Here is a 23,449-nt window from a genome sequence, read left to right on the forward strand (position 1 = left end):
CCGCCGCCTATCCTGGAGGGCGATGTCGAACTCTCGCGCCGAGGCCGCCTACCTGCGCTCGCTCGGCGCGTTCCGGACCCCGACGCTCGATCTCCTGCACGGCCGCTACGCCCCCTTCGTCGTCGCCGCCCTCTCGCTCGTGTTCACCGTCGACCGGCAGGTGGTCGCCGTCGCCGACGCGCACGCCGAGGTCGGCGAGCTGCTGGAGGAGCTGCGCTCGGCCGGCTACGACGAGGGCGAGCGGGCTCTGCCGACCGGGACGGCCCGCGACGTGTGCCGCTACTGGGTGCGCGTCGGCTGGCTGGTGCCGCAGATCGAGGGCGAAGCGGAGGTGTACCGCCTCAGCGCCCACGCCGTCAGCGCGCTCGAGATCACGGGGCGCACCGGAGGCGGTCGCACCCGCGTGTCGAACTCGCGGGTGCGCACGCTGTTGGAGGCGGTCGAGCGCCTCGCCGCCGACGTCGAGCCCGACCCGGAGGCCCGCCTGGCGCGCCTCCGCGAGGAGCGGGCGCGCCTGGACGGTGAGATCGCGGCGCTCGAGGAGGGCGCCGGGATCGAGCCGACCGACGACGAGCAGCTGCTCGAGGAGGCCGAGAACGTCGTGCACCTGGCGCGTGAACTGCCGGCGGACTTCGCGAGGGTCGCCGAGTCGATCAAGGCGATGCAGCGCGACGTGGTCGCCGACCTGCGCCGCGACGTGCGCCCGACCGGCGAGGTGCTCCGCGAGTACCTCGAGCGCGGACAGCACGTGATGCAGGCCACGAGCGAGGGGCGGGCCTTCGCCGGCGCGCTGCGGCTGCTCGGCGACCCCGAGCGGATCGACGCCCTCACCGACCAACTGCACACGGTTCTCGTCCAGCCCTTCTCGCGCCTGATGGACCCCGCCCAGCGTGCGGAGCTCAGCGCCATCGGGCGCCGGGTGGAGCTGGGTGTGCAGGAGGTGCTGACCGCCCAGCGGCGCGCCTCCCACGTCATCACCGGCCAGGTGCGCACCCATGATCCGGCGCGGGACCGGCAGGTCGACGAGCTGCTGCGCGAGGTGATGGCGGGCCTCCAGGAGTGGACCGCCCGCGCGTCGCCGGACGCGCCGGTCGCGCCGCTGCGGCACCTGCCCGTCGCCGGGATCGGCCACCTCCGGCAGACGCTCGGCGATGTCCGGCCGGCCGGCGGACCGGCTCCGCTCGCCGACGACCACGGCGAAGCAGAGTTCGTCGGCGACGACAGCCGGGCCTGGGGCGGTCCGCGCTACGCCGAGCTGGAGGCCTACGTCGCGAGCCTCGGCGGCGAGTTCGACCTCGGCGAGGCGTTCAGCGGGGCTCCGGAGCAGACGCGCCGCCCCGTCGACCTGCTCGGCCTGCTCGAGATCGCCCACCGCGGTGGACTGCGCGAGGGCGAGGGCTACTCCATCGTCAGCGCCCGCCGACCCGACGGGACCGTGCGCCGCTTCGCTTTCGGCTCCGTCACCGCCCTCACCGAGAAGGAGACCGACGATGACTGAGCCCGCCGAGTCCGCCGTCGATCCGTTCATCGCCCCGGTGGCAATGGAGGAGGACCCGGACGAGCTCTTCCCGGGCGATCGCGGCGTCCTCGACACCGAGGTGCGCCGCGTTCTCGTGCACGTGCTCCAGCGGCGCTTCCTCCTCGCCGACCGGCACCGCGAGCAGTGGACCGTGTTGCTGGAGCACCGGCAGCTGATCGAGTCGCGCCTGAACGATCTGTTCGTCCGGCTCGTCGTCGACCACGAGCGCGGAGTCGCCTACAAGCAGCAGGTCCGCTCGGACGAGGTCGAGATGCCGGTGCTGCTGCGCGATCTGCCCTACACCCGCGCCGAGACGCTGGTGCTGGTGCATCTGCGCACCGTGCACCAGCGGGAGTCGGCCTCGGGCGAGCCGTCGGCGCGGGTGGACGTGGAGGAGGTCGAGCAGACCGTCCTCAGCTACTTCGCCGATGCCGAGCGCGACACCGCCCGGCGGCAGCGGATGGTCCGCAAGGCGCTCGAGCGGCTGGGCCGCGACGGCATCGTCGACGAGGAGTCGGCGGGTCGCTACCGGATCAGCCCGGTCGTCGAGATCGTGTTGAGCGCCGGGAAGCTGCGCGAGTTGAGCGAGTGGCTGCGCGGCAGGGGGCGGGAGGAGTCGCCCGCCGCCGCCTCCGCGCCCGCCGCCTCCGCGCCCGCCGGCGCCTCCGCCGACGAGGACGACTCCCTCACCGACGACCTCGACGACGCCGACCAGGAGGACGATCCCCGATGACGATGCTCGAGACCCTCTTCGGACTCATCCCGGCCGCCTCGCGCGGGCAGCAGTGGCTCGCCGAGGACCTGCAGCTGGTCAACTGGGGTGGCTACGACGGCGCCCACCGGGTGCGCTTCTCGCCCGGTGCGACGCTGCTGTGCGGCGGCTCCGGCTCGGGCAAGTCGACGCTGATGGACGCCTACATCGCCCTGATGATGCCGCACACCACTCCGTTCAACGGCGCCTCGAACGGAGGCGTGACGGGACGACCGCGCGGGGAGGACCAGCGCAACATCCTCTCGTACGCGCGCGGCAAGCTCGACGAGTCGCGCACCGACGAGGGCACGGCCGTGCGCGTGCTCCGCGGAGACGGCACCGACACCTGGACCGCTGTCGCGATGACCTGGGTCGACCACGACGGCTCGCGCTTCAGCGCCGTGCGCGCCTGGTACGTGCCCGCCGGCGCCCGCGTGCTCGAGGAGACGGTGCGCGTGCGGGCGACCGCCGAGGGCGCACTCGATCTCGGGGCGCTCCAGGAGGCCGCTGCCCAGCGCCTCTCGGACGCGTCGCTGCGCGCGGCGGGGCTGGATCCGCTCGCGACCGACCGCGAGTTCTCGGCGCGTCTGCACGCGGTCCTCGGCATCGGAGCCGCGGGTGCCGGAGCGAAGGCGACGAGCCTGCTCGCGCGCATCCAGGCCGGCCAGCAGATCACCACTGTCGACGATCTCTACAAGCGACTCGTGCTCGAGGAGCCGGAGTCGCTCGCCGCCGCCGACGCGGTGGTCGCCCACTTCGACGAGCTCGAGAGCACCCGGCTGCGGATGCTCACCGCCCGGCAGCAGGTGGCGGCGCTGGAGCCGCTCCGAGGCCTGCGGCTGCGCATCGCCGCGTCAGCCGAACGCGTGCGGCTGATCGATGCCCTCGGCGATCTCGACGCCTCCCTCTCGCCGGCGGCCGTGTGGCGGGCGGAGCAGCGTCTCGGCCTCCTGCGCGATGTCGAGGCCGAGCTGCGCGATCGCACCCGGGCGGTCGACTCCCTCCTTCGCGAGAAGCGGGCTCTCGCCGAGGCCGCCGAGGCGGAGCGCGACGGGCTCGCCGAGGTGCTGCGCGTCTCCGGCGGCGACCGGCTCGAGACCGCGCAGCGTGAGTTGCGCGAGGTCGAGCGCCGGCTGGCGAGCGTGCGCGAGAACCGCGCCAGGCTCGACGAGGATCTGCGGGCGCTCGGCGAGCCGGAGACCACCCGCGAGCGCTTCGAGGCCGTGCTGGCGCGCGCCTCCGACTCGCTGAGCGCGGCGGACGCGAAGCGCGACACCCGCGCGGCCTGGTCGGACGCGGTCGCGGAGCGCAAGGCCGCCGCCCGTGAGCTCGCCGAGCTCGAGGCGGAGGAGCGATCCGCGTCGGGACGTCGCGACAGCATCCCGCGACCGCTGCACGAGGCCAGGGCGCGGGTGGCCGAGGCCGCAGGTCTGAGCGAGGACGACCTGCCCTTCGTGGGCGAGCTGGTCGAGGTGCGGGCCGAGTTCGAGCCGTGGCGCGAGGCCTTCACCCTCGCCCTCGGCGGCTTCGCGACGACCCTGATGATCGACGTGGAGCACCTCGACCGCTTCCGCGCGGCGATCGATCGGGTGCGCCTCCCGGTCCGTCTCCGCTACGAGGGGGTGCAGACCGGCCTTGAGGAGGTGCGCGGCCTCGACGAGCGCACGCTGCCCGGCCGGCTCGACTACCGCGCCACTCCCTTCACCGGCTGGCTCCAGGACCGCCTCGTCGACCGGTTCGGGTTCGTCTGCGTCGACCGGGCCGACGAGCTCGGGCGGCACCGCCTGGCGCTGACGCTCACCGGTCAGCTCTCGCAGGGCCGGCGAGGCGCGCACGGCGGTCATGGCACGGCGAACGTCCTCGGCTTCTCGAACTCGCGGCGGCTCCGCGAGGTGGCCGCGCTGCTCGAGGCCGCCCGCGCCCGCAGTGCGACTGCGACCGCGGCGGCTCACGGCGCCGAGGAGGCGCTCGACGCGCTCGACGAGCGCCTCACCCGGCTCGCCCGTCTCGCCGGGACGACCTGGGACCAGGTCGATGTCGAGTCCCTCCTCGCCGAGCAGGAGCGCTGGACAGCCGTCGGCGCCGAGGTCGCGGAGGAGAATCCCGAGCTCGCCGGGCTTCAGGAGCAGATCGCCGAGCTGCGCGGGCGGACGGAGCGGCTGCGCCAGGAGATCGCGCGCAACGGCGTAGAGCGCGAGCGCATCGAGGCAGAGTGGGCCGTGGTCGCCGACGACGTCGATGCGAGCCAGGCGACTCTCGACGCGGCCGAGCGGGCCGAGCGCGAGCTCGACGACGATCAGCGCGCGTTCCTCGACGCGCGGTTCACGCTGACCGAGGCGGCCGCCTCGGGGAGCGCCTCCGACGTGCTGGTGCGCTTCGACGCTGCGCTCGCGACAGCGGCGCAGCGGCTGGCGGAAGACCGTAGGGCGGCCTCGGAGGCGCACGAGCAGCAGCGCGAGACGGCCGGGCGGATCATGGCCGGTTTCCTCGACCGCTGGCCGAACCCGAACCTGCTGGCCGACCCGGAGGCGTCTGCCGGAGACTTCGAGCGCCTGCTGGACGCGCTCGAGACCAGCGGATTGCACCGGCTCGAGACCGAGTGGCGCGACAGCCTGCTCACCCTCTCCGGCAACGATCTGACGAACTTCGACTCGACGCTCGGCCGTTCGCTCCGCGAGATCCGCGAGCGGATCGAGCCGATCAACGTGATCATGCAGGACCTGCCGTTCTACGACGACGGGCACCGCCTCCAGATCACCACTCGCGAGAACCAGTCGGAGGTTCGCCGCCGCTTCCGCCGCGAGCTCCGTGAGGTCCGCGCGCAGATCCAGGCGGTCTCGACGGAGGAGGAGCGCGAGCAGGTCTACCGGCGGATGTCGCGGCTCATCCAGCGGCTGCGGCGCACGGCGCCCGACTTCGGCGACCTCGTCGACGTGCGCAACCACGTCCGCGTCAGCGCCGAGCGGATCGACGCGCAGACCCGCGAGCACATCGCTCTCTACGACCACATCGGCGAGAAGTCGGGCGGGGAGTCGCAGGAGCTGATCGCGTTCATCGTCGGAGCGGCGCTGCGCTACCAGCTCGGCGACGCGGGCGCCGACCGCCCGCGCTACGCACCGGTCTTCATGGACGAGGCGCTGATCAAGGCGGACGCGCACTTCACCAAGCGGGCGATCGGCGCCTGGCGCGGTCTCGGCTTCCAGCTCGTAATCGGCGCTCCGAACGACAAGTACAGCGCGATCGAGCCGCACGTCGAGGTCGAGTACGACATCCTGAAGGACACCCGCGGGCGCTCGTGGGCCAGGCCCAAGGTGGGCCTGGCCGAGTAGGCGCTACGTCCCGATCTTCGCGTGGCTGCGCGAGTACGCGAAGTAGATCGCGAAGCCGATCACCAGCCAGATCAGGAAGCGCAGCCACGTCTCGATCGACAGGTTGAGCATCAGGTAGCTGCAGATCAGGGCCGAGAGCAGCGGGAGCCACGGGTTCAGCGGGACCCGGAAACCGCGCTGGAGGTCGGGGCGCTTGCGGCGGAGGACGATCACGCCGACCGAGACGAGAACGAACGCCGAGAGCGTGCCGATGTTCACCATCTCCTCGAGCACGCCGATCGGCGTGAGCCCGGCGAGCAGCGCGACGACGAGCGTCACGACGACCGAGGTGAACCACGGGGTACGCAGGCGCGGGTGCACCGAGGCGAGGCGCTGGGGGAGCAGGCCGTCGCGCGCCATCGCGAAGATGATGCGGGTCGCTCCGATCAGCAGTGTCAGCACGACGGTGGTGAGACCGGCGACGGCGCCGGCCGAGATGACCGTCGCCATCCAGGTCTGCCCGTGGTAGGCGAAGGCGTTGGCGAGTGCGGCCGACGGGTCGAGCTCGCGGTAGGGCACCATGCCGGTCACGACGAGGGCGACGGCGCAGTAGAGGACGGTGCAGATGATGAGCGAGGCGATGATGCCGATGGGCAGGTCGCGCTGCGGGCGGCGCGTCTCCTCCGCGGTCGTGGCGACGACGTCGAAGCCGATGTAGGCGAAGAAGACGAGCGAGGCCCCGGCGATGATGCCGCCGACTCCGAAGGTCGCCGGCTCGATGCCCGAGAGGAACTGGAGGAGCGGCTGGGTCAGTCCGGAGGCAGACTGCGAGGCCTCGGCCGGCGGGACGAACGGCGAGTAGTTCGCGGTGCTCACGAACTGGAGGCCGGCGATGATGACGAACAGGACAATGAACAGCTTGATCGCGACGAGCACCAGATTGACCCGCAGCGACTCCTTGATGCCGACGGTCATCAGCGCGCCGAGCACCAGCACCAGGAGGATGGCCGGCACATCGACCACCCCGCCGTACGAGATCGCGGACGGCAGGACGATGCCGAGCTGCTGGAGGAACGAGCCGAGGTACGCGCTCCAGCCCTGCGCGACCACGCTCGCGCCGAGGAAGAGCTCGAGGATGAGGTCCCAGCCGATGATCCAGGCGAAGAGCTCGCCGAGGGAGGCGTAGGAGAAGGTGTAGGCGGATCCCGAGACCGGCACGGTGGAGGCGAACTCGGCGTAGCACATGGCGGCCAGGGCGCAGGCGAACGCGGCGACCACGAAGCTCAGCACGATGGCGGGGCCGGCGATGTCGTGCGCCGCTCGGCCCGTGAGGGTGAAGATGCCGGCGCCGATCACGACTCCGACCCCGAAGACCGTGAGGTCGAGTGCGGTCAGGGACTTCTTGAGCCGGTACTCCGGCTCATCGGTGTCGGCGATCGACTGTTCGACGGACTTGGTGCGCAAGACGCTCACGGGCACTCTCTCTGTCGGCGGTGGGGAGGCGCAGGGCCACTCGGGAGGATAGCGGCGCGGCGACGCCCTCCGCCCGGCCCGGCGCGCAGCGGCCGACCGGGGCTCGGCAGGAGGTGTCCGCGCGAGTACCCTTCGACGGCATGAGCAGGATCTTCTCGACGGCGTTCGCGGACGTCTACCCGCACTACGTGGCGAAGGCGGAGCGCACGGGGCGCACGCGCGACGAGGTCGACGAGGCGGTCCGCTGGCTGACCGGATTCGACGCGGCCGAGCTGGAGCACCATCTCGCGGAGCGCACGACGCTCGAGGACTTCTTCGCCGCCGCACGCCTGCATCCGAACGCTTCGGCGATCACGGGGGTCGTCTGCGGCATCCGGGTCGAGACGGTCGAGGATCCTCTGATGCAGCGCATCCGCTACCTCGACAAGCTGATCGACGAGCTCGCGAAGGGCCGACCGATGGTGAAGGTGCTCCGGCCGATGCCCGCGGCCGTCTGACCCCTGTCGGGCCGAGCACGTGCGGGTGGTGTCGATGCGCGCTCCTCCACAGGCGCGGATGCGGCCCGCTTCTCCCCGGATGGCGTTCTGCAGGCTCCGCCGGGTTTTTCCACCGACGAGGGTGGCGGGCATGACATCGACTCACCGATCCCCGTCCCACCCGTCCGCGCCGCGCGAGCCCGAGATCGTCCGCGCGAGCGGGGTCCACGACCTGCTCGCGAGCGTGCCGACTCTGATCGGCATCCGGCCGGAGGAGTCGCTCGTCGTCGTGCCCTTCCTCGGCTCGCGCGCGGGCGGAGGGTTCCGCATCCCGCTGCCGCAGGGTCCGAACCGCGCGGAGGTCGCCGTGCTGGCGCGCGGCTGCGCGGGTGTGATGGAGACGATGCCCCGGGCGACGGCGGCCCTGGTCGTCGTCTACACCAGGGCGACCTATGCCGAGGCGAGGGGCGTCCCGCAGCTTGAGCTCGGCCGTGCCGTGCTGCGCACGCTCGAGCGCACCGAGCTGGGGATCGTCGCCGTCGCCTGCGTGGCGGGTGACGGCTGGGGCCGCTACACCGACGCTGCCGAGTGTCGGCAACCGCGGCCCCTGGTCGAGATCGAGGGCAGCGAGGCCGGTCTGTTCGCCAGGGCGCTCGCCGAGGAGCCCCTCGACCTCGCTCGGCTCGCCGAGCCGCCGCTCGTCGACGACGCCGATCGCGCGATCGTGGAGGAGGTGCTGCGGCGGAGTGCGCACTCGATGCCGGACGTCGTGCCGCTGGTCGAGCGCTGGCTCACCGGCTCGTCGACACCGCGCCGCGAGGCGATGGTGGTCCGGATCCTGCAGTCGGCGCCGTTGCGCGATCAGACGACGCTGCAGATCGCCCGCGGAGCCGCGACTGCCGAGGCGCAACGAGGCCGCCGGCGCCGCTTGGACGAGACCAGCGCGGCCACCGGTGAGCGCGTCTCCGAGATCGCCGAGCGCGAGTTCCTGGCCGGCGCGCGCGACGCGCACGACGTCGAGGCGACGGCGCTCCTGCTCGGGACGGGCCCGGCGCCCGACCGCGAGCGTCTCGACCGCGCCACCACCGCCCTCGCCCGACTCGCGGCACTCGCTCCTCGGGAGGCGCGGTCGGCGGTCCTGACGGTCCTCGCGTGGTGCTGGTGGGCGCGCGGCGTCTCCTCCCTCGCGAGCGTCCATCTCGAGGAGGCCCTGGCGCTGGACCCGGGCAACTCGATGGCGCAGCTGTACGCCTCCCTCTTCGCTGCGCGGCAGATCCCGGACTGGGTGATCGGCGCCGCAGCGGAGTCGCTGGACGCCGCAGCACAGCGGGCCTGAGGCTCGCGCCTGCGACCGGCGCTGTCTTGTCTCCGGCGCTGTCGAGGTCTATCGTGCAACCACATGGTTTCAGATCAGAGGACGGACGCGGACATCGACCGGCTCTTCCGGGCGCTGGCCGATGCCACCCGGCGGGACATCGTCGCCCGGGTGCTCGAGCGTGAGCTGTCCGTCTCTGATCTCGCCGCTCGCTACGACATGTCGTTCGCCGCCGTTCAGAAGCACGTGGCGGTGCTCGAGCGCGCCGATCTCGTGCAGAAGCGCCGTCGCGGACGCGAGCAGCTGGTGCGGGGCGAGGTCGCCGAGGTGCGCAGAGCCTCGCGCCTGCTCGACTCCCTCGAGCAGCTCTGGCTCGGCCGAGTGGACCGCCTCACCGGTCTCCTCGACGGCGAGGCGAGCGATGTGCAGTGACCACCCCTGAGCCGACCGGCTCCCGGGAACCGAGTGGAAGGAGCAGCACGATGACCGTGCTGGAGTCCGTGAAGGACATCGAGAACCTGACCCTGACCATCACCAGCGAGTTCGAGGCGGGCATCGAGCGCGTCTGGCTCCTCTGGACCGACCCGAGGAGGCTCGAGCGCTGGTGGGGGCCGCCGACCTGGCCTGCGGCCTTCGAGCGGCACGAACCCGTCGAGGGTGGACGCAGCGCTTATGTGATGACGGGACCCGGCGGCGAGAGGGCCAGGGGCTGGTGGCGGGTGACGGCCGTCGACGAGCCGACGAGGTTCGAGTTCGACGACGGCTTCGCCGACGACGAGGGCGAGCCGGATGACGCGATGGGGATCACCCACGCCGTCGTCACCCTGGAGGAGATCTCGTCGACCCGCACCCGGATGACGATCCGCACCCGGTTCGAGTCGGCGGAGCAGCTTGAGCAGATGGTCGAGATGGGGATGGAAGAGGGGATGCGACTCGCGCTGGGTCAGATCGACCCGCTGCTGCTGGAGGGCTGAGTGGGCCGGGGCGCTCCTACCTCCGGAGTCGTGGCGCCGGTGAGAGCGGCGGCATACGCCCGGACGGAGCGCTGGTAGCGAGGGAGTGTCGGTACCAGCGCTTCGAGGGCGACGCGGAGGGCGTCGTCCGCTCGACCTGCGCTGTGCAGGGCGAGCGCGAGGAACACCTCGCGGGCCGCTCCGACGGCGGGGTGCGAGTCGGCCTCGCTCATCAGCGCGACGGCCTCCTCCGCGCGGCCGAGGTTCCGGAGGGTGGACGCGTACTGGATCAGCAGCCGCGCCCGGCGCTCGTCATCGAGCCCGGCGGCGAGGGCGCGCTCGTACTCGGCCGCGGCCTCCGCCTCCCGGCCCGAACTGTCGAGCGCGCCGCCCAGCTCGAACGCGGCGACCCCGTCCGTCCCCGGGTACCGCGCGGCGAGCACCCGCATGCGTTCGACGACACCGTCCGGGTCGACCTGCGCGCCGAGGCGATCGACCGCCGCCTGCCACCGGGCCGATTCGTCGACGTCACGAGCGGACGGCCCGAGGCGCGCCCGGTCGGAGGGGAGGGGTGAATCGACCACGACTCCGACGCTACCTCGGCACCAGTGGTTGCTCAGGAGTCCGTCGACGCGTCCGCGGAGGACGCGGGGTCGAGCTCCAAGGGTGCGGCGCGACGGCCGGCCTCGACGAGCACGGTCGAGGCGACGGCTCCGCCCGCCAGGGCGAGCAGAGCCCAGCCGGCCCCCCACGTCCGCTTGCCGAGCAGGGCATCGAACGAAAGGGCACCCGGCCCGTCGGCGACGATCGCCGCCGTCGCCGCGACCAGGACACCGTTGTACTCCCACCCGCCCCCCGCGTTCCACAGTCCGTTGCTCCAGTGCACCGTGCGCACCGCGGTCACCATCGTCGCGATCAGGCCGGCGGCAGCCAGCGGGGTCGCCGCGCCGAGGGCGAGGGCAGCTCCTCCCGCGGTCTCGGTCACCGCCGCCGCAACGGCGTTCCGGCGCGCGGGATGCAACTTCAGGCTCGCCATCATCTGCTCGGTGCCCTCGAGCCCCGGGCCGTCGAACGACCCACGCAGCTTCTGGAGGCCGTGACCGACGAAGAGCCCGCCGACGGCGAGACGGAGAAGAAGCGAACCGACCTGCATGATGACCTCCGGAGGGGTGGGGACGTGTAGTGCGAGGCTCGCGCGTCGGCGGGCCCCGGTCAAGGGGTCGCGCGGCGTCTCCCCGGGGCCACCGACCCGAGCGCATCGGCGCCGAGCCGCTCTCGCGACACCACGTCCGAGGACCGTGAGCCCGACGACCGTGAGCCCGACGACTCAGAGCCCGACGACTCAGAGCCCGACGACTCAGAGCAGCGTGTAGGTGGACGCCTCCATCATCACCGTGCCGTCGGTGCAGACCTCGATCTCGGCGGGGGCGCGGACGGCGCCGTCCGCGGCGTCACGGACCTCGGCGACCAGGTACGCGGAGGTGGCGGCCGCGCAGCCGTTCGCGCCGGGGGAGTGCCAGGCGAGTCGGACGTCGGCGCGCGCGCCCGGGGCGAGGGCGATCAGGGTGTCGGGGTTCGGTCCGGAGGCCTCTGCGACGGCGCTGATGCGGGCGCCGCCCGCATCGGTGGCGTAGACGCCGGGGATGCCGGTCAGCGTGCACGGCTCGGACGCCGTGTTCGTGAGCACCAGGTCGAAGGCGCTGCTGCCGGCTCCGGACGCCTCTGGGTCGGGCCGGTACTCCATCGCCAGGTCGGAGCCGTTGCACCGCGGCGTCGACGACTCGGCGGGGGACTGATCCGGTGAGTCCGGAGCGGACACCGGGGGTGCATCGGGGGCGGTCTGCTCGGGAGCCGGGGCAGCGGTCGGAGTCGGGGCGGCGGTCGGAGCCGCGGCACTCGGAGTCCGCGTCGGCACATCCGGGGTGCGCGTCGCGCTCGGGCGCGGGAGCGGGCTCTGCGACGTCGCCGCGCCTCCGCCGCCCGCGCAGCCGCTGAGGAGGAGGACGAGGGAGGCTGCTGCCAGGACGGGGGCGGCGATCCGCCGCGTGGACATGCTCATCGTCGCAGTCTGCCACCGCGCCGGAGGATCGACACCGCCGCTGTCGCGTCGTCCGGCGACCGGCGAGACCGCTGGAGGGAGCCCCGGGCTGTGCCCCGGGACTCCCCGCCGGGCTAGAGACGGACGATCATCTTCCCGGTGTTGCCGCCGCGCATCATCGAGAGGAACGCGTCGACCGCGTGGTCGATGCCGTCGACGACCGTCTCGTCGTAGGCGATCCGGCCCTCGGCGAACCAGCCGGCCATCAGCCGGTTGAACTCCGCCGCCTGGTCGAGGTAGCCCGACAGAGTGAAGCCCCGCAGGGTGAGGCCGCGGGTGATGATGGTCGCCATGTTGTCGGGACCGGGTGCCTTCTCGGTGCTGTTGTAGCCGGCGATCGCCCCGCAGAGGGCCGCTCGCCCACCGTCGCGGAAGGCGTCGAGCGCTGCCTCGAGGTGATCTCCTCCGACGTTGTCGAAGTAGACGTCGATCCCGTCGGGCGCAGCCGCCGCCAGCTGCTCGCGCACGGGCGCCGAGTGGTAGTCGAAGGCGGCGTCGTAGCCGTACTTGCCGGTGAGCAGGGCGACCTTCTCGGCGGAGCCGGCCGAGCCGATGACCCGCTCGGCGCCCAGGAGACGGGCGATCTGCCCCGCGGCCGAGCCGACGGCTCCCGCAGCACCCGAGACGAAGACGGTGTCCCCCTCCTTCATGCCGGCGATCGTGGTGAGGCCGACGTAGGCCGTGAGCCCGGTCATCCCGAGGATGCCGAGGCGCAGGGAGAGCGGCGCCCCGGGGATCTCGGGGACGACGCGGAACTGCGACGCCTCCGCCTGCACGATGTCGCGCCAGCCGAGCTGGTGCAGGACCGCGCTGCCGACGGGGAACGCCGGGTCGTCCGAGACGGTGACACGGCCGACGGCGCCGCCCGTCATGGTCTCGCCGAGCGCGAACGGCGGGGTGTAGCTCTTCACGTCGTTCATGCGGCCGCGCATGTAGGGGTCGACCGAGAGGAAGGCGTTCTCGACGCGGATCTCGCCGGCGGCGGGATCGCCGTACTCGACGGTCGAGGTGCGGAAGTCTTCGGCGACGGGCCACCCGTCGGGGCGGCGGACGAGCTGGATCTGGGTGCTAGTGACGGAGGGCATGGGGCCTTTCGAGTGGTGGTGGGCGGGGGTCAGAGTGCGAGGCCGACGGCGAGGGTGATCGCCGCCAGGAGCCCGGGAGTCATCTGCGTGAGTGCCGCGCGACGCTTGGTCGGCGCCGACAGCAGCAGGACGAGCGCGGCGGCGACCATCGAGCCGACCCCCGCGAAGACGAGTGCGGCGCCGACGGCGGTCGCTCCGCCCGCCACCGCAACGATGCCGATGACCGTGACGATCGCGAGGAACAGGTTGTAGAACCCCTGGTTGAACGCCATCTCCCTGGTCGACTCGGCCTCGCCGGCCGTCGTGCCGAAGACGGAGCGGGCGCGGGGCGTGGTCCACAGCACCGATTCGAGCACGAAGATGTAGACGTGCAGCACCGCGGCGAGAGCGGCGAGCACCAGTCCGAGAACGATCACGGCGGGCCTCCTGGCGAGTCGACCGGGCGGAGGACCCCCACCCGATTGTGTATCGGTCAGTCCACAATAGACTGGCCGAAGCAGTGCGCGCCAGTGGACAGCGCTGCTCCCTCCGGGGAGCTCCATCGAGACCGCGGAGGCGGTGAGCAGAGGAGGCGTCGTGGGACGCACGCAGGGCTTCGACACCGAGCAGGTGGTCCGTGCCGCGCGCGCCGTGTTCTGGGAGAACGGGTTCCAGGAGGCGGCGCTGCCCGACCTCGAGGCCGCGACGGGCCTGGGCCGCTCCAGCCTGTACCACGCCTTCGGGAGCAAGCGCGGGCTCTTCGACGCCGCGGTGCAGAGCTACCTGGACGAGGTCGTGCGGCCGCGGCTGGCTCCACTCGTCGCTCCCTCCGGTGCGTCGCCCACGGCGCTCGAGGAGTACTTCACGGGGCTGCGGACGGCGCTCGCCGACCCGCGCTCGCTCTCGGCGCGGAGCGGATGCCTCCTGTTGAACGCCGCGGGCGCGCCGATCGCGCGCGACGAGGCGGTCCGCGACGTGATCGCCGACTACCGGGCCGAGCTGTGGCGGGCGCTGCGGGCAGGGGCTTTGGCCCGCTGGCCCGGCAGCCCGGAGTGGGCGTCCGCGCAGGCCGACGTCCTCGTCTCGCTCCTGGTCGCCGCGCTGGTGCTCGCGCGGGTCGACTCCGTCCAGTCGCTCGCGACCGTCGACGCCGCGCTGACTCAGGTGCGCAGAGCGGCGCCCTGAGCGGCTTTCGCCGAGACGGAGGCGGCGTTCCGGGCCGGGAGCGTCGGCATCCGAGCGAGCGGGTCAGTCCGTGCCGGCGTCGAACGCGGCGCCCTCGGAGGCGAGGTCGGTCGCGCGGCCGAGCGCGTCGGCGGCCGCCGAGCCGCCGCCCTCGGTGATGGCGTCGGCCTCGCCGATCTCGAGCGTGCCGACCAGCTCGGCGGTGGGCCCGCCGACCAGTCCGGCGGCCGCGTACTGCTCGAGCCGCGAGCGGGAGTCGGCGATGTCGAGATTGCGCATCGTCAGCTGCCCGATGCGGTCCTCGGGGCCGAAGGCTGCGTCGCCGACGCGCTCCATCGAGAGCTTGTCGGGGTGGTAGCTCAGCGCCGGTCCGGTGGTGTCGAGGATCGTGTAGTCGTCTCCGCGGCGCAGACGCAGGGTGACCTCGCCGGTCACGGCGGAGCCGACCCAGCGCTGGATGGACTCCCGCAGCATCAGCGACTGCGGGTCGAGCCAGCGGCCCTCGTACATGAGGCGGCCGAGGCGTCGGCCTTCGGAGTGGTACTGGGCGACGGTGTCCTCGTTGTGGATCGCGTTGAGCAGGCGCTCGTACGCGATGTGCAGGAGGGCCATGCCCGGTGCCTCATAGATGCCGCGGCTCTTCGCCTCGATGATGCGGTTCTCGATCTGGTCCGAGACGCCCAGGCCGTGGCGGCCGCCGATGGCGTTGGCCTCGAGCACGAGTGCGACGGCGTCCGAGAACTCCACTCCGTTGAGCGCGACCGGTCGGCCGGCCTCGAAGCGCACCGAGACGACCTCGGAGGCGATCTCGACCTCGTCGCGCCACGAGGCGACTCCCATGATCGGCTCGACGAGCTCGAGACCGCTCGAGAGCTCCTCGAGGCGCTTCGCCTCGTGGGTGGCGCCCCAGATGTTGGCGTCGGTCGAGTAGGCCTTCTCGGTGGCGTCGCGGTAGGGGAAGCCGCGGGCGACGAGCCACTCCGACATCTCGGTGCGGCCGCCGAGCTCGTTCACGAACTGCACGTCGAGCCACGGCTTGTAGATCCGCAGGCGCGGGTGGGCGAGCAGCCCGTAGCGGTAGAAGCGCTCGATGTCGTTGCCCTTGTAGGTGGAGCCGTCGCCCCAGATGTCCACGCCGTCCTCGCGCATCGCGCGCACGAGCAGGGTGCCGGTGACGGCGCGACCCAGGGGGGTGGTGTTGAAGTACGTCTTGCCGCCCGATCGGATGTGGAAGGCGCCGCACTGGAGGGCGACCAGCCCCTCCTCCACCAGCGCGCTCTTGGCGTCGACCAGGCGCGAGATCTCGGCACCGTACTGCGAGGCGCGCGAGGGGACGCTCCCGATGTCGGGCTCGTCGTACTGGCCGATGTCGGCCGTGTAGGTGCAGGGAACCGCACCCTTCTCGCGCATCCAGGCGACGGCGACGGATGTGTCGAGGCCTCCCGAGAATGCGATTCCGACACGCTCGCCCACGGGCAGACTGCTCAACACTTTCGACATGGCTCCGATTTTAGGAGACTCGGGGACCTGCTCCGCGCCGTCGGGCCGTCGAGCGGAGGCGAGGGGCGCCCCGTCGCCGGTGGCGCGGCAACTCGGGACCCGATGTCCCGTCGATTCGCGCCGCGGCCGCGGTGCGCCGGAGCAGCGCCTCCGCGGTGTCTCGTCCGGCAGATCCGCGCCGCATGCCGAGGCGCGCTCGCGTCCCGCCGCCGAGAGGTCGCATCGCTGGCGCGGATCGCCGGACGACCGTCGATCGCCGCTGGGTGGTTCCGCTCACACCCTCTGGACGGCCGATCCCGCCCGTGTCAGGCTCCGCCCGCCGCTCACTGGCGAGCGGCCCCGCCGTTCCTCTCGAAAGGGCCTTCCGTGCCGCAGTCTCCCACTCGCCGCTTGGCGGCGATCACCCTCGCCTGCCTCCTCGCTTCTGGAGGTGCGGCCGCTTTCGCGCCCGCCGCCTCCGCCCTTCCCGCCGCCACAGCCGAGGCCCTGGCGGCACAGAACGTGCTCTCCGGAGGCGGCGCTCTGCTCGCAGGTCAGCAGCTCACGTCCTCGAACGGGCGCGCACGCGCCGCGATGCAGGGCGACGGCAACTTCGTCGTGTACATCGACGGCTCGGCGCGCTGGAGCTCGGTCACCTCCGGAGGCGGCAACCGCCTCGAGATGCAGCCCGACGGCAACGCGGTCGTCTACGCCCCGGGCGGAGGCTCCCGCTGGGCGTCGAACACCCAGGGCAACCCTGGTGCGCGGATGGTGATGCAGGACGATGGCAATCTGGTCGTCTACGCGAGCTCCGGGCGCCCGCTCTGGTCGAGCTCCACGTCGATCGCACCCGTGGTCCGCGACGTGCTCGTCGGCGGCACGGAGCTGCGTCGCGGGCAGCAGCTCACCTCGACCGATGGCGGATCGCGCGCCGCCCTGCAGGGCGACGGGAACTTCGTCGTCTCGTCCGGCGGTGCCGTGCGCTGGAGTGCAGGCACTCAGGGAGCGGGGGAGCGCCTGGCCGTGCAAACCGACGGCAACGCGGTGGTGTACTCGGCCTCGGGACGCGCGCTGTGGCAGTCGGGCACCGCGGGTAACCCGGGTGCGCGCCTGGTGATGCAGAACGACGGCAATCTCGTCGTCTACTCGGCTTCGGGCCGTGCGCTGTGGTCGAGCTACACGCCGCCGGCCCCGCCCGCGCCCACCTTCGGCGACACGCTGTTCGGCGCGAACCGGCTCACTGCCGACCAGCGCCTGCGCTCGACCGATGGACGCAGTGAGGCGGCCATGCAGGGCGACGGCAACTTCGTCGTGTACTCCGGCGGCGGTGTCCGCTGGAGCGCGGGGACCTCGGGCGGAGGCAACCGCCTCGAGATGCAGGCCGATGGCAACGCGGTGGTCTACGCGCCCTCGGGCCGCGTCCTCTGGCAGTCCGGCACCGGCAACAACTCGGGCTCGCGCATGGTGATGCAGAACGACGGCAACCTGGTGATCTACTCGCCTCAGAACCGCGCGCTCTGGCAGAGCAACCGGCCGGCGCCCACGCCTCCGGGAAACCCGGGTGACTCGAAGAACTGCGACGACTTCGGGTCCCAGGCCGAAGCTCAGGCCTGGTTCGACACCTACTACCCCTCCTACGGAGACATTGCACGGCTGGACTACGACAATGACCGGATCGCCTGCGAGGCGAACTGATCGCACCCGAAGGCCCGCCTCACCCTCCAGGGAGGCGGGCCTTCGCCGTTCCCGTTCGGACGGGGAGGGCCGGTCCTACCCGTCCGCGCGCACTCCCGCCGCAGGCAGCATGACTCCGTCGATCAGCGAGATGAGGTAGTCGCGGGTCACCGGCTCGCGCAGCAGCAGCACGCGGTAGGCCACCATCGACGGCGTGACCAGCGCGAGCTGCTCGACGTCGATGTCGGCCGAGACCTCGCCGCGGGCGATCGCGCGCCGCAGCAGCAGGCGGTTCGCCCGGGCGCGCGGCTCGACGATCGCCGTCCGCACCGCGTCGGCAAGCTCGGGCGCCTTCGAGATCATGGCGACCACTCCGGACATGATGCGGAGCTTGCGCTCGGCGTCGACGATCGCGTGCGGCTTGACGAGCGCGACGAGGTCTCCGCGGAGCGAGCCGGTGTCGGGGAGGGAGTCCTCGGCCAGGTCGGCGCCCCGGAGGCAGGAGAGTGCTTCGAGGACCAGCTCCGCCTTCGACTCCCAGCGCCGATAGACGGTCGCCTTGCCGGCCTTCGCGCGCGCGGCGACCATGTCGATGGTCATGCCCTCGTAGCCGGTCTCGGCGAGCACGTCGAGCGCGGCGGTGAGGATCTCGCCGTCCCGGCCGGGGTCGCGGCGGCGGCCGGGGCGGGCGGCCTCGCAGGCGGCTGTGCTGGGGGGAGTGGGCGGCGTCATCGCGGCTGCTCCTGTCGTTCTCCGGCGGCCCGACGTGGGCGCGCGTGCCTGCCATGCTAATTGAGAGACTCACTAGTTCCGAAACTAGACGGTCTCGTATATGGTCGCTCCCATGACGCAGACCTCCCCGCAGCCGGTGATCGCCGCTCCCGCCGCACCGGCTCCCTCGACCCGCCGCTGGTGGACGCTCGTGGCCGTCGGCCTCGCCCAGCTGATGGTCGTCCTCGACTCGACCGTGGTGAACATCGCCCTGCCGGCCGCGCAGGCCGACCTCGGCTTCTCCGACGGTGACCGCCAATGGGTCGTCACCGCCTACTCCCTCGCCTTCGGCAGCCTCCTCCTGCTCGGAGGGCGCCTCTCCGACCTCCTCGGCCGCAAGCGCACCTTCGTGATCGGCCTGGTCGGCTTCGCCCTCGCCTCCGCTCTGGGCGGAGCGGCGCCGACCTTCGAGACACTCATCGCCGCCCGGGCGTTGCAGGGCGTCTTCGGCGCTCTGCTCGCCCCGACGGCACTCGCCGTGCTGACCACCACCTTCACCGTGCCGAAGGAGCGGGCGCGCGCCTTCGGCGTCTTCGGAGCCATCGCGGGAGCCGGCGGCGCGGTCGGCCTCCTCCTGGGCGGGGTGCTCACCGAGAGCTTCGACTGGCGCTGGAACCTGTACATCAACGTTCTCATCGCCGTCGTCGCGGTCGTCGGTGCGATCGTGTTCGTCCCGCCGATCGAGCGCACCGGCCCGCGACCGAAGCTCGACGTACCCGGCACGGTCCTCGTCTCGGCCGCTCTGTTCGGCCTGGTGTTCGGCTTCGCCAACGCCGAGACCGACGGCTGGGACTCGCCGACGACCTGGGGGCCGCTCGCCGCCGCTGTGGTTCTGCTGGTCGGCTTCGTCCTGCGCCAGCGCAGCACCGAGCATCCGCTGCTGCCGCTGCCGATCGTGCTGGATCGCGACCGCGGGGCCGCCTACCTCTCGGTGCTGATCGCCGGCGCCGGCATGTTCGGGATCTTCCTCTTCGTCACCTACTACCTCCAGGTGTCGCTGGGCTACTCGCCGATCCAGACCGGCCTCTCGTTCCTCCCCATGATCGCGATGCTCGTGCTCGCCGCGCAGCTCGGCACCAACCTGCTGCTGCCGCGCCTGGGCCCCAAGATCATGGTCCCGTCCGGGATGGTGCTCGGCGTGGTGGGCATGCTGCTGCTCACCCGGCTCGCCCTCGACAGCGGGTATGCGGCCGATGTGCTGCCGGCGCTGATGGTGCTCGGCTTCGCCATGGGCACGATCATGCCCGGCTCGATGCAGACCGCCACGCGCGGAGTCGACAGGCGCTTCGCCGGAGTCGCCTCAGCGATGGTCAACACCAGCCAGCAGGTCGGCGGCTCGATCGGCACGGCCCTGCTCAACACGCTCGCCGCGACCGCGGTCACCGACTATCTGGCCTCCCACGCGCCTGTCACGGCGACCACGGCGGCGGAGGCCGCCGTGCAGAGCTACGCCGTGGCCTACGGCTGGGGCGCGGGCTTCTTCGCCCTCGGCGCGGTGCTGTCGGTGCTGCTCTTCCGCCGGACGTCCGCCGCGGTCGCGCCCACGGCCGGAGCGGAGCCAGTGATCGCGCACTGAGACCTCGGGAGCGGACGGGACCTTCCGGGGGCCCGTCCGTTCCGTCGTCTCCCGCGACATGTCGGCGTGTTGCGGCGGCGGTCGAGACGCTCCAGGCCCCTCGGTACCGTCGGGGGATGCCCGAGACCCTCGACATCGTCCACCTGCGCACGCTCGTGGCGATCGCCGACTGCGGCGGCTTCGGGCGGGCGGCCGTGGCGCTGCACATCAGCCAGCCGACGGTCTCGCAGCACGTCCGGACCCTCGAGCGCCGGCTCGAGCGCACCTTCATCGAGAAGGTGGGGCGCCGGGCCCGCTTCACGCCGGCCGGCGAGCGCCTCCTCGTGCAGGCGCGCCGCATCCTCGCCGTGCACGACGACGCGCTCGAGACCCTCGACGCCGCCAGTGAGAACCCGCTCGCCGTCGGACTGACCGAGCCGGCCGCCGAGCAGCTGCTGCCCCGGCTGCTCGAGACGCTCCGCCGCGCCTTCGACGACCGGCCGCTCACCGTCACCCTCGATCGCTCCACCCAGCTCGCGGAGGCGGTGGTCCGCGGAGTCGTCGACCTCGCGGTCATCCTCGGAGTCGGCGGCGATCTGCCGGGCCGCCAGGTGGCCACGCTGCCGCTCGACTGGTACGCGGCGCCCGGCTGGCAGGCGCCGGAGGGTGCGCCGATCCCGCTCGTCGCCTACTCCGAGCCGTGCGGCATGCGCCAGCGCGCCCTGCAGCAGCTCGGCGCGTTCGGGCACGAGGTGCGGGTCGTCGCCGAGTCCGCGAGTCTCGAGGGTGTGATCGCGGCGGCGAGAGCGGGGATCGGAGTCTCGGTGCTGCCGACCTCGCACCAGGGCCACGTCGCCGACGGCCTCGAGGCGCGGCGCGACCTGCCCGCCCTGGGCTCGGTCAACCTCCGCCTGGTCTCGCGCCGCGGACTCGCGCCCGATGTCGAGGACACGGCGCTCGCGGCGCTCGCCGAGCTGTTCGGCCCGTCGCGCCTTCGCACGCCGCTCCGCGAGGTGCCCGCGTGAGCCACCGCGAACATGACGGTTTCTTACCAACGATCGGGTTCGCCGATCGGAACGCATCCGGAATCATCGTTGGACGCCCGGGGCGCGCCGCCCGTAGCGTCGATGACATGACCTCTCCGCGTGCCCTCGTCCAGACCGTGCCCTCCGGCGCGGTCCGGGTGGTGCGCGTCGACTCGACGGCCGCCGTGCGGATGCGCCGAATGCTCGTGGGCGGGAACCCCTTCGCGTCGGTGCGCGGATGTTCCTGTCCGGTCTCTCTCTGACAGCCCGGCGCTGACGCCTGTGCGTCGCCGGCACTGACGCCTCTGGGTCGCCCGTTCCACTCAGCAGTCTGCGACCGCGCTCCACGAGCAGCGCCGTCGCCTCCTCCGCCGCGCCGCTCCGCCGCGCCCGCGCACCTTCTCCGCGCCTCCGCCCGCCTCCTTCGAAAGGACCACCCTCATGGCCGTCGAGTTCATCTCCGCCATCAACGTCAACAGCTCCAACGAGGTCAACGGCCTCGCCGACTCGAGCATCGACGTCGCCCACCTGCGCCGCTACTCGCGCATCCTCGAGGACGGCGGCTTCGACTACACGCTCGTGCCCTACGGCTCGGCCGGGCACGACCCCTTCACCATCGCCGCCGCGGTCACCCAGTACACCGAGCACCTGAAGCCGATCGTGGCGCTGCGGCCGAACACGGTTTACCCGACCGTCGCCGCCAAGGCTCTCGCCACGCTCGACCAGCTCTCGAACGGCCGCGCTGTCGTCCACTTCATCGCCGGAGGGAACGACCACGAGCAGGCGCGGGAGGGCGACCGCCTCGGCAAGCTCGAGCGCTACGCCCGCCAGGAGGAGTACATCCGGATCCTGCGCCGGGTGTGGTCGGCCACGGAGCCCTTCGATCACGAGGGCACCTACTACCGCTTCGAGGACTTCGTCTCGCGGGTGCGGCCGGTGCGCGGGAGCATCCCCGTCTCGGTCGGCGGCTCGAGCGACGAGGCCTACCGCCAGGGCGGCGCGCTCGCCGACATCTTCGGGCTGTGGGGCGAACCGCTCGCCGACACGCAGCAGCAGATCGACCGGATCGCCGACGCCGCCCTCGGGGCCGGCCGCGCCGACACACCGCGCACCTGGGTCACCTTCCGGCCGATCATCGCGCCGACCGAGGAGCTGGCGTGGGAGAAGGCGCACCGGATCCTCGGCATCCTGCAGGGCCGCTCCGCCGCGGCCGCGAACCCGCGCAAGGGCGAGAAGGGGCTCTGGGTGCAGACCCCCGATGCGAAGGGACCTGCGAACGTCGGCTCGCAGCGCCTGCTCGACATCGCGGGCCGCAAGGATCTGCACGACCGCGCCCTCTGGACGCCGACCGCGACCGCGACCGGCGCGCAGGGCGCCTCCACCGCTCTCGTCGGCACTCCCGAGACCGTGGCCGCCGCGATCCTCGACTACGTCGACCTCGGCGCCGACCTGATCTCGATCCGCGGCTACGACAACCTCAACGACGCGGTCGACTACGGGCGCTACGTGATCCCGCTCGTCCGGGAGGAGCTCGCGCACCGCGAGGCCACCGGGCGCCGCGGCGAGATCGTCGCGCAGCCTCCGCTCGAGAGCACCGAGCTGGTCGGAGCGATCGCGTGACGCTCCTCGACGCCCCCGCCCGCCTCGTCCCGGATCTCTCCGACCGGGCACTGGCCCGGGTGACCGCCCGTCTCGCCGAGACCGCCGAGCACTACGACCGCACCGCCGAGTTCCCGTGGGAGGGGATCCGCGCCGTCCACGACGCGGGGCTGCTCACCGTCGCAGTCGGCTCCCGCTACGGTGGCACTCCGCCCTCGACGGTCGATCTCGTGCGGATCTTCGGGGCGCTCGGCCAGGGCGACCCGGCGGTCGCGCTGATCTCGGCGATGACCGTGCTGCAGCACGCCGCGCAGGACCGCGGGGTGACCTGGCCGGAGGAGCTCTACCGCTCCGTCCTCGCCGACTCCGCCGAGCGGCCGGTGCTGCTGAACGCGGTGCGGGCCGAGCCGGAGTGGGGCGCCCCCGCGCGCGGGGGACTGCCCGCCACCACGATCCGCCGCGACGGCGACGAGTGGGTGCTGGAGGGGCGCAAGGGCTTCGCGACCGGCTCCGAGGGCCTGGCCTACCACCTCGTCTGGGCGGTCGACCTCCGGGGCGCCTCGGGCGAGCCCGAGCTCGGCCACGCGATCGTGCCCGGCGATGCTCCGGGCGTGCGGATCGAGAAGACCTGGGATCACCTCGGCCAGCGCGCCTCGAGCACGCACGACGTGGTCTACGAGCAGGTCCGCCTGCCGCTCGAGCACTTCCGCGGCACCCCGCGCTCGCAGCTCGCTCCCGAGGCGTGGGCGGCCGGAGGCTTCGGCCTCGCGGTCGCCGCGCTCTACGTGGGCATCGGGCGGGCGGCGCAGAGCTTCTTCGTCCGGTTCGCGAACGAGCGGGTCCCGACCTCGCTCGGTCGCCCGATCGCGACGACGGAGCGGATCCGCTCGGTCGCCGGCGAGATCGAGGCGCAGCTCGTCCAGGCCGAGGAGGTGCTGCTCTCGCTCGCCGCCCGCGTCGACGCGGGTGATCCGCAGGCCGCCGACCGCGTCGTCGTCGGGAAGCTGCTCGCCACCCGCTCGGCGATCACCGCCGTCGAGACCGCCGTCGCCGCCCTCGGCAACCCGGGGCTCACGCGGCACCACCCGCTCGAGCGCCACCTCCGCGACGTCCTGGCCTCGCGGGTGCACCCCCCGCAGGACGACGCCGCCCTCCTGATCGCCGGCACGCGCACCCTCGCCGCGCGCTGACCCCGTCACCCCTG

At 72.7% G+C, this 23,449-nt stretch carries 21 protein-coding genes; 13 read left to right on the forward strand and 8 right to left on the reverse strand.

Annotation, left to right across the window (positions count from 1 at the left end; all coding sequences use genetic code 11):
• The first annotated feature begins 22 nt into the window (after positions 1 to 22).
• The 3 genes from GSU10_RS05980 to GSU10_RS05990 are packed head-to-tail and all read left to right on the forward strand — an operon-like array spanning position 23 to position 5,599.
• On the forward strand, positions 23 to 1,498 hold the full coding sequence (locus GSU10_RS05980) for a DUF3375 domain-containing protein (protein ID WP_132505218.1): 1,476 nt from the start codon (positions 23 to 25) through the stop codon (positions 1,496 to 1,498).
• A complete protein-coding gene (locus GSU10_RS05985; protein WP_132505215.1) occupies positions 1,491 to 2,252 on the forward strand; it encodes a DUF4194 domain-containing protein in 762 nt (253 codons plus the stop codon). The genes GSU10_RS05980 and GSU10_RS05985 overlap by 8 nt, the downstream gene beginning before the upstream one ends.
• Complete coding sequence (locus tag GSU10_RS05990; protein WP_132505212.1) at positions 2,249 to 5,599, forward strand: ATP-binding protein; 3,351 nt, start codon at positions 2,249 to 2,251, stop codon at positions 5,597 to 5,599. Before GSU10_RS05985 ends, GSU10_RS05990 begins: the two co-directional genes overlap by 4 nt.
• Before the next feature lie 3 nt (positions 5,600 to 5,602).
• Here the strand turns inward: GSU10_RS05990 and GSU10_RS05995 are convergent, their stop codons facing one another.
• Complete coding sequence (locus tag GSU10_RS05995) at positions 5,603 to 7,051, reverse strand: amino acid permease (RefSeq protein ID WP_068213091.1); 1,449 nt, start codon at positions 7,049 to 7,051, stop codon at positions 5,603 to 5,605.
• Between the two features lie 140 nt (positions 7,052 to 7,191).
• Between GSU10_RS05995 and GSU10_RS06000 the strand changes: the two genes are divergently transcribed.
• The 4 genes from GSU10_RS06000 (at position 7,192) to GSU10_RS06015 (ending at position 9,816) form a co-directional block, all read left to right on the forward strand.
• A complete protein-coding gene (locus GSU10_RS06000; protein ID WP_068213088.1) occupies positions 7,192 to 7,548 on the forward strand; it encodes a DUF2200 domain-containing protein in 357 nt (118 codons plus the stop codon).
• A 130-nt stretch (positions 7,549 to 7,678) separates the two neighbouring features.
• A complete protein-coding gene (locus tag GSU10_RS06005) occupies positions 7,679 to 8,863 on the forward strand; it encodes a DUF4192 family protein (protein WP_158286118.1) in 1,185 nt (394 codons plus the stop codon).
• 63 nt (positions 8,864 to 8,926) lie between these two features.
• Entirely contained in the window at positions 8,927 to 9,274 is a 348-nt protein-coding gene (locus GSU10_RS06010; RefSeq protein WP_068213538.1) for an ArsR/SmtB family transcription factor, read from the forward strand.
• Between the two features lie 50 nt (positions 9,275 to 9,324).
• Entirely contained in the window at positions 9,325 to 9,816 is a 492-nt protein-coding gene (locus tag GSU10_RS06015) for an SRPBCC family protein (protein ID WP_068213535.1), read from the forward strand.
• Here the strand turns inward: GSU10_RS06015 and GSU10_RS06020 are convergent.
• The 5 genes from GSU10_RS06020 to GSU10_RS06040 form a co-directional block, all read right to left on the reverse strand.
• A complete protein-coding gene (locus GSU10_RS06020) occupies positions 9,786 to 10,379 on the reverse strand; it encodes a tetratricopeptide repeat protein (protein ID WP_068213532.1) in 594 nt (197 codons plus the stop codon). The two genes, GSU10_RS06015 and GSU10_RS06020, sit on opposite strands and share 31 nt — an antisense overlap.
• 32 nt (positions 10,380 to 10,411) lie before the next feature.
• On the reverse strand, positions 10,412 to 10,948 hold the full coding sequence (locus tag GSU10_RS06025; RefSeq protein WP_068213531.1) for a DoxX family protein: 537 nt from the start codon (positions 10,946 to 10,948) through the stop codon (positions 10,412 to 10,414).
• 204 nt (positions 10,949 to 11,152) lie between these two features.
• Positions 11,153 to 11,854, reverse strand: a complete 702-nt coding sequence (locus GSU10_RS06030; RefSeq protein WP_132505206.1) for a DUF4232 domain-containing protein — start codon at positions 11,852 to 11,854, stop codon at positions 11,153 to 11,155.
• 113 nt (positions 11,855 to 11,967) lie between these two features.
• Entirely contained in the window at positions 11,968 to 12,978 is a 1,011-nt protein-coding gene (locus GSU10_RS06035; RefSeq protein ID WP_068213579.1) for an NADP-dependent oxidoreductase, read from the reverse strand.
• 29 nt (positions 12,979 to 13,007) lie between these two features.
• A complete protein-coding gene (locus GSU10_RS06040) occupies positions 13,008 to 13,394 on the reverse strand; it encodes a DUF1304 domain-containing protein (protein ID WP_068213576.1) in 387 nt (128 codons plus the stop codon).
• A gap of 160 nt (positions 13,395 to 13,554) precedes the next feature.
• Here GSU10_RS06040 and GSU10_RS06045 point away from each other — a divergent pair, with 160 nt between their 5' ends.
• Entirely contained in the window at positions 13,555 to 14,142 is a 588-nt protein-coding gene (locus tag GSU10_RS06045; protein ID WP_132505203.1) for a TetR/AcrR family transcriptional regulator, read from the forward strand.
• Positions 14,143 to 14,205: 63 nt separating this feature from the next.
• Here GSU10_RS06045 and argG read toward each other — a convergent pair whose 3' ends face one another.
• Positions 14,206 to 15,642, reverse strand: coding sequence for an argininosuccinate synthase (gene argG / locus GSU10_RS06050; RefSeq protein WP_132505200.1), 1,437 nt, complete (start codon positions 15,640 to 15,642; stop codon positions 14,206 to 14,208).
• A 366-nt stretch (positions 15,643 to 16,008) separates the two neighbouring features.
• Here argG and GSU10_RS15310 point away from each other — a divergent pair, with 366 nt between their 5' ends.
• Positions 16,009 to 17,316: an excalibur calcium-binding domain-containing protein gene (locus GSU10_RS15310; protein ID WP_158286117.1), complete on the forward strand. Its 1,308-nt coding sequence runs from the start codon at positions 16,009 to 16,011 to the stop codon at positions 17,314 to 17,316.
• Positions 17,317 to 17,391: 75 nt separating this feature from the next.
• On the opposite strand, the gene GSU10_RS06060 is transcribed toward GSU10_RS15310, so the two are convergent.
• Positions 17,392 to 18,027 (reverse strand): TetR/AcrR family transcriptional regulator, encoded by a 636-nt coding sequence (locus GSU10_RS06060; RefSeq protein ID WP_132505194.1) that lies wholly within the window; start codon positions 18,025 to 18,027, stop codon positions 17,392 to 17,394.
• Positions 18,028 to 18,139: 112 nt separating this feature from the next.
• Here GSU10_RS06060 and GSU10_RS06065 point away from each other — a divergent pair, with 112 nt between their 5' ends.
• The 4 genes from GSU10_RS06065 to GSU10_RS06080 all read left to right on the forward strand — a co-directional run bounded on the left by GSU10_RS06065 (position 18,140) and on the right by GSU10_RS06080 (position 23,435).
• Positions 18,140 to 19,642 (forward strand): MFS transporter, encoded by a 1,503-nt coding sequence (locus GSU10_RS06065; protein ID WP_068211749.1) that lies wholly within the window; start codon positions 18,140 to 18,142, stop codon positions 19,640 to 19,642.
• A gap of 116 nt (positions 19,643 to 19,758) precedes the next feature.
• Positions 19,759 to 20,646, forward strand: coding sequence for a LysR family transcriptional regulator (locus GSU10_RS06070; protein ID WP_068211745.1), 888 nt, complete (start codon positions 19,759 to 19,761; stop codon positions 20,644 to 20,646).
• Between the two features lie 441 nt (positions 20,647 to 21,087).
• Complete coding sequence (locus GSU10_RS06075; protein WP_068211747.1) at positions 21,088 to 22,266, forward strand: LLM class flavin-dependent oxidoreductase; 1,179 nt, start codon at positions 21,088 to 21,090, stop codon at positions 22,264 to 22,266.
• The gene (locus tag GSU10_RS06080; protein WP_132505191.1) at positions 22,263 to 23,435 is read left to right on the forward strand and encodes an acyl-CoA dehydrogenase family protein; all 1,173 of its coding nucleotides are present in this window, start codon (positions 22,263 to 22,265) and stop codon (positions 23,433 to 23,435) included. The genes GSU10_RS06075 and GSU10_RS06080 overlap by 4 nt, the downstream gene beginning before the upstream one ends.
• Positions 23,436 to 23,449 lie beyond the last annotated feature (14 nt).

This window comes from Rathayibacter tanaceti, assembly GCF_009834165.1.
GTDB classification, from domain to species: domain Bacteria; phylum Actinomycetota; class Actinomycetes; order Actinomycetales; family Microbacteriaceae; genus Rathayibacter; species Rathayibacter tanaceti.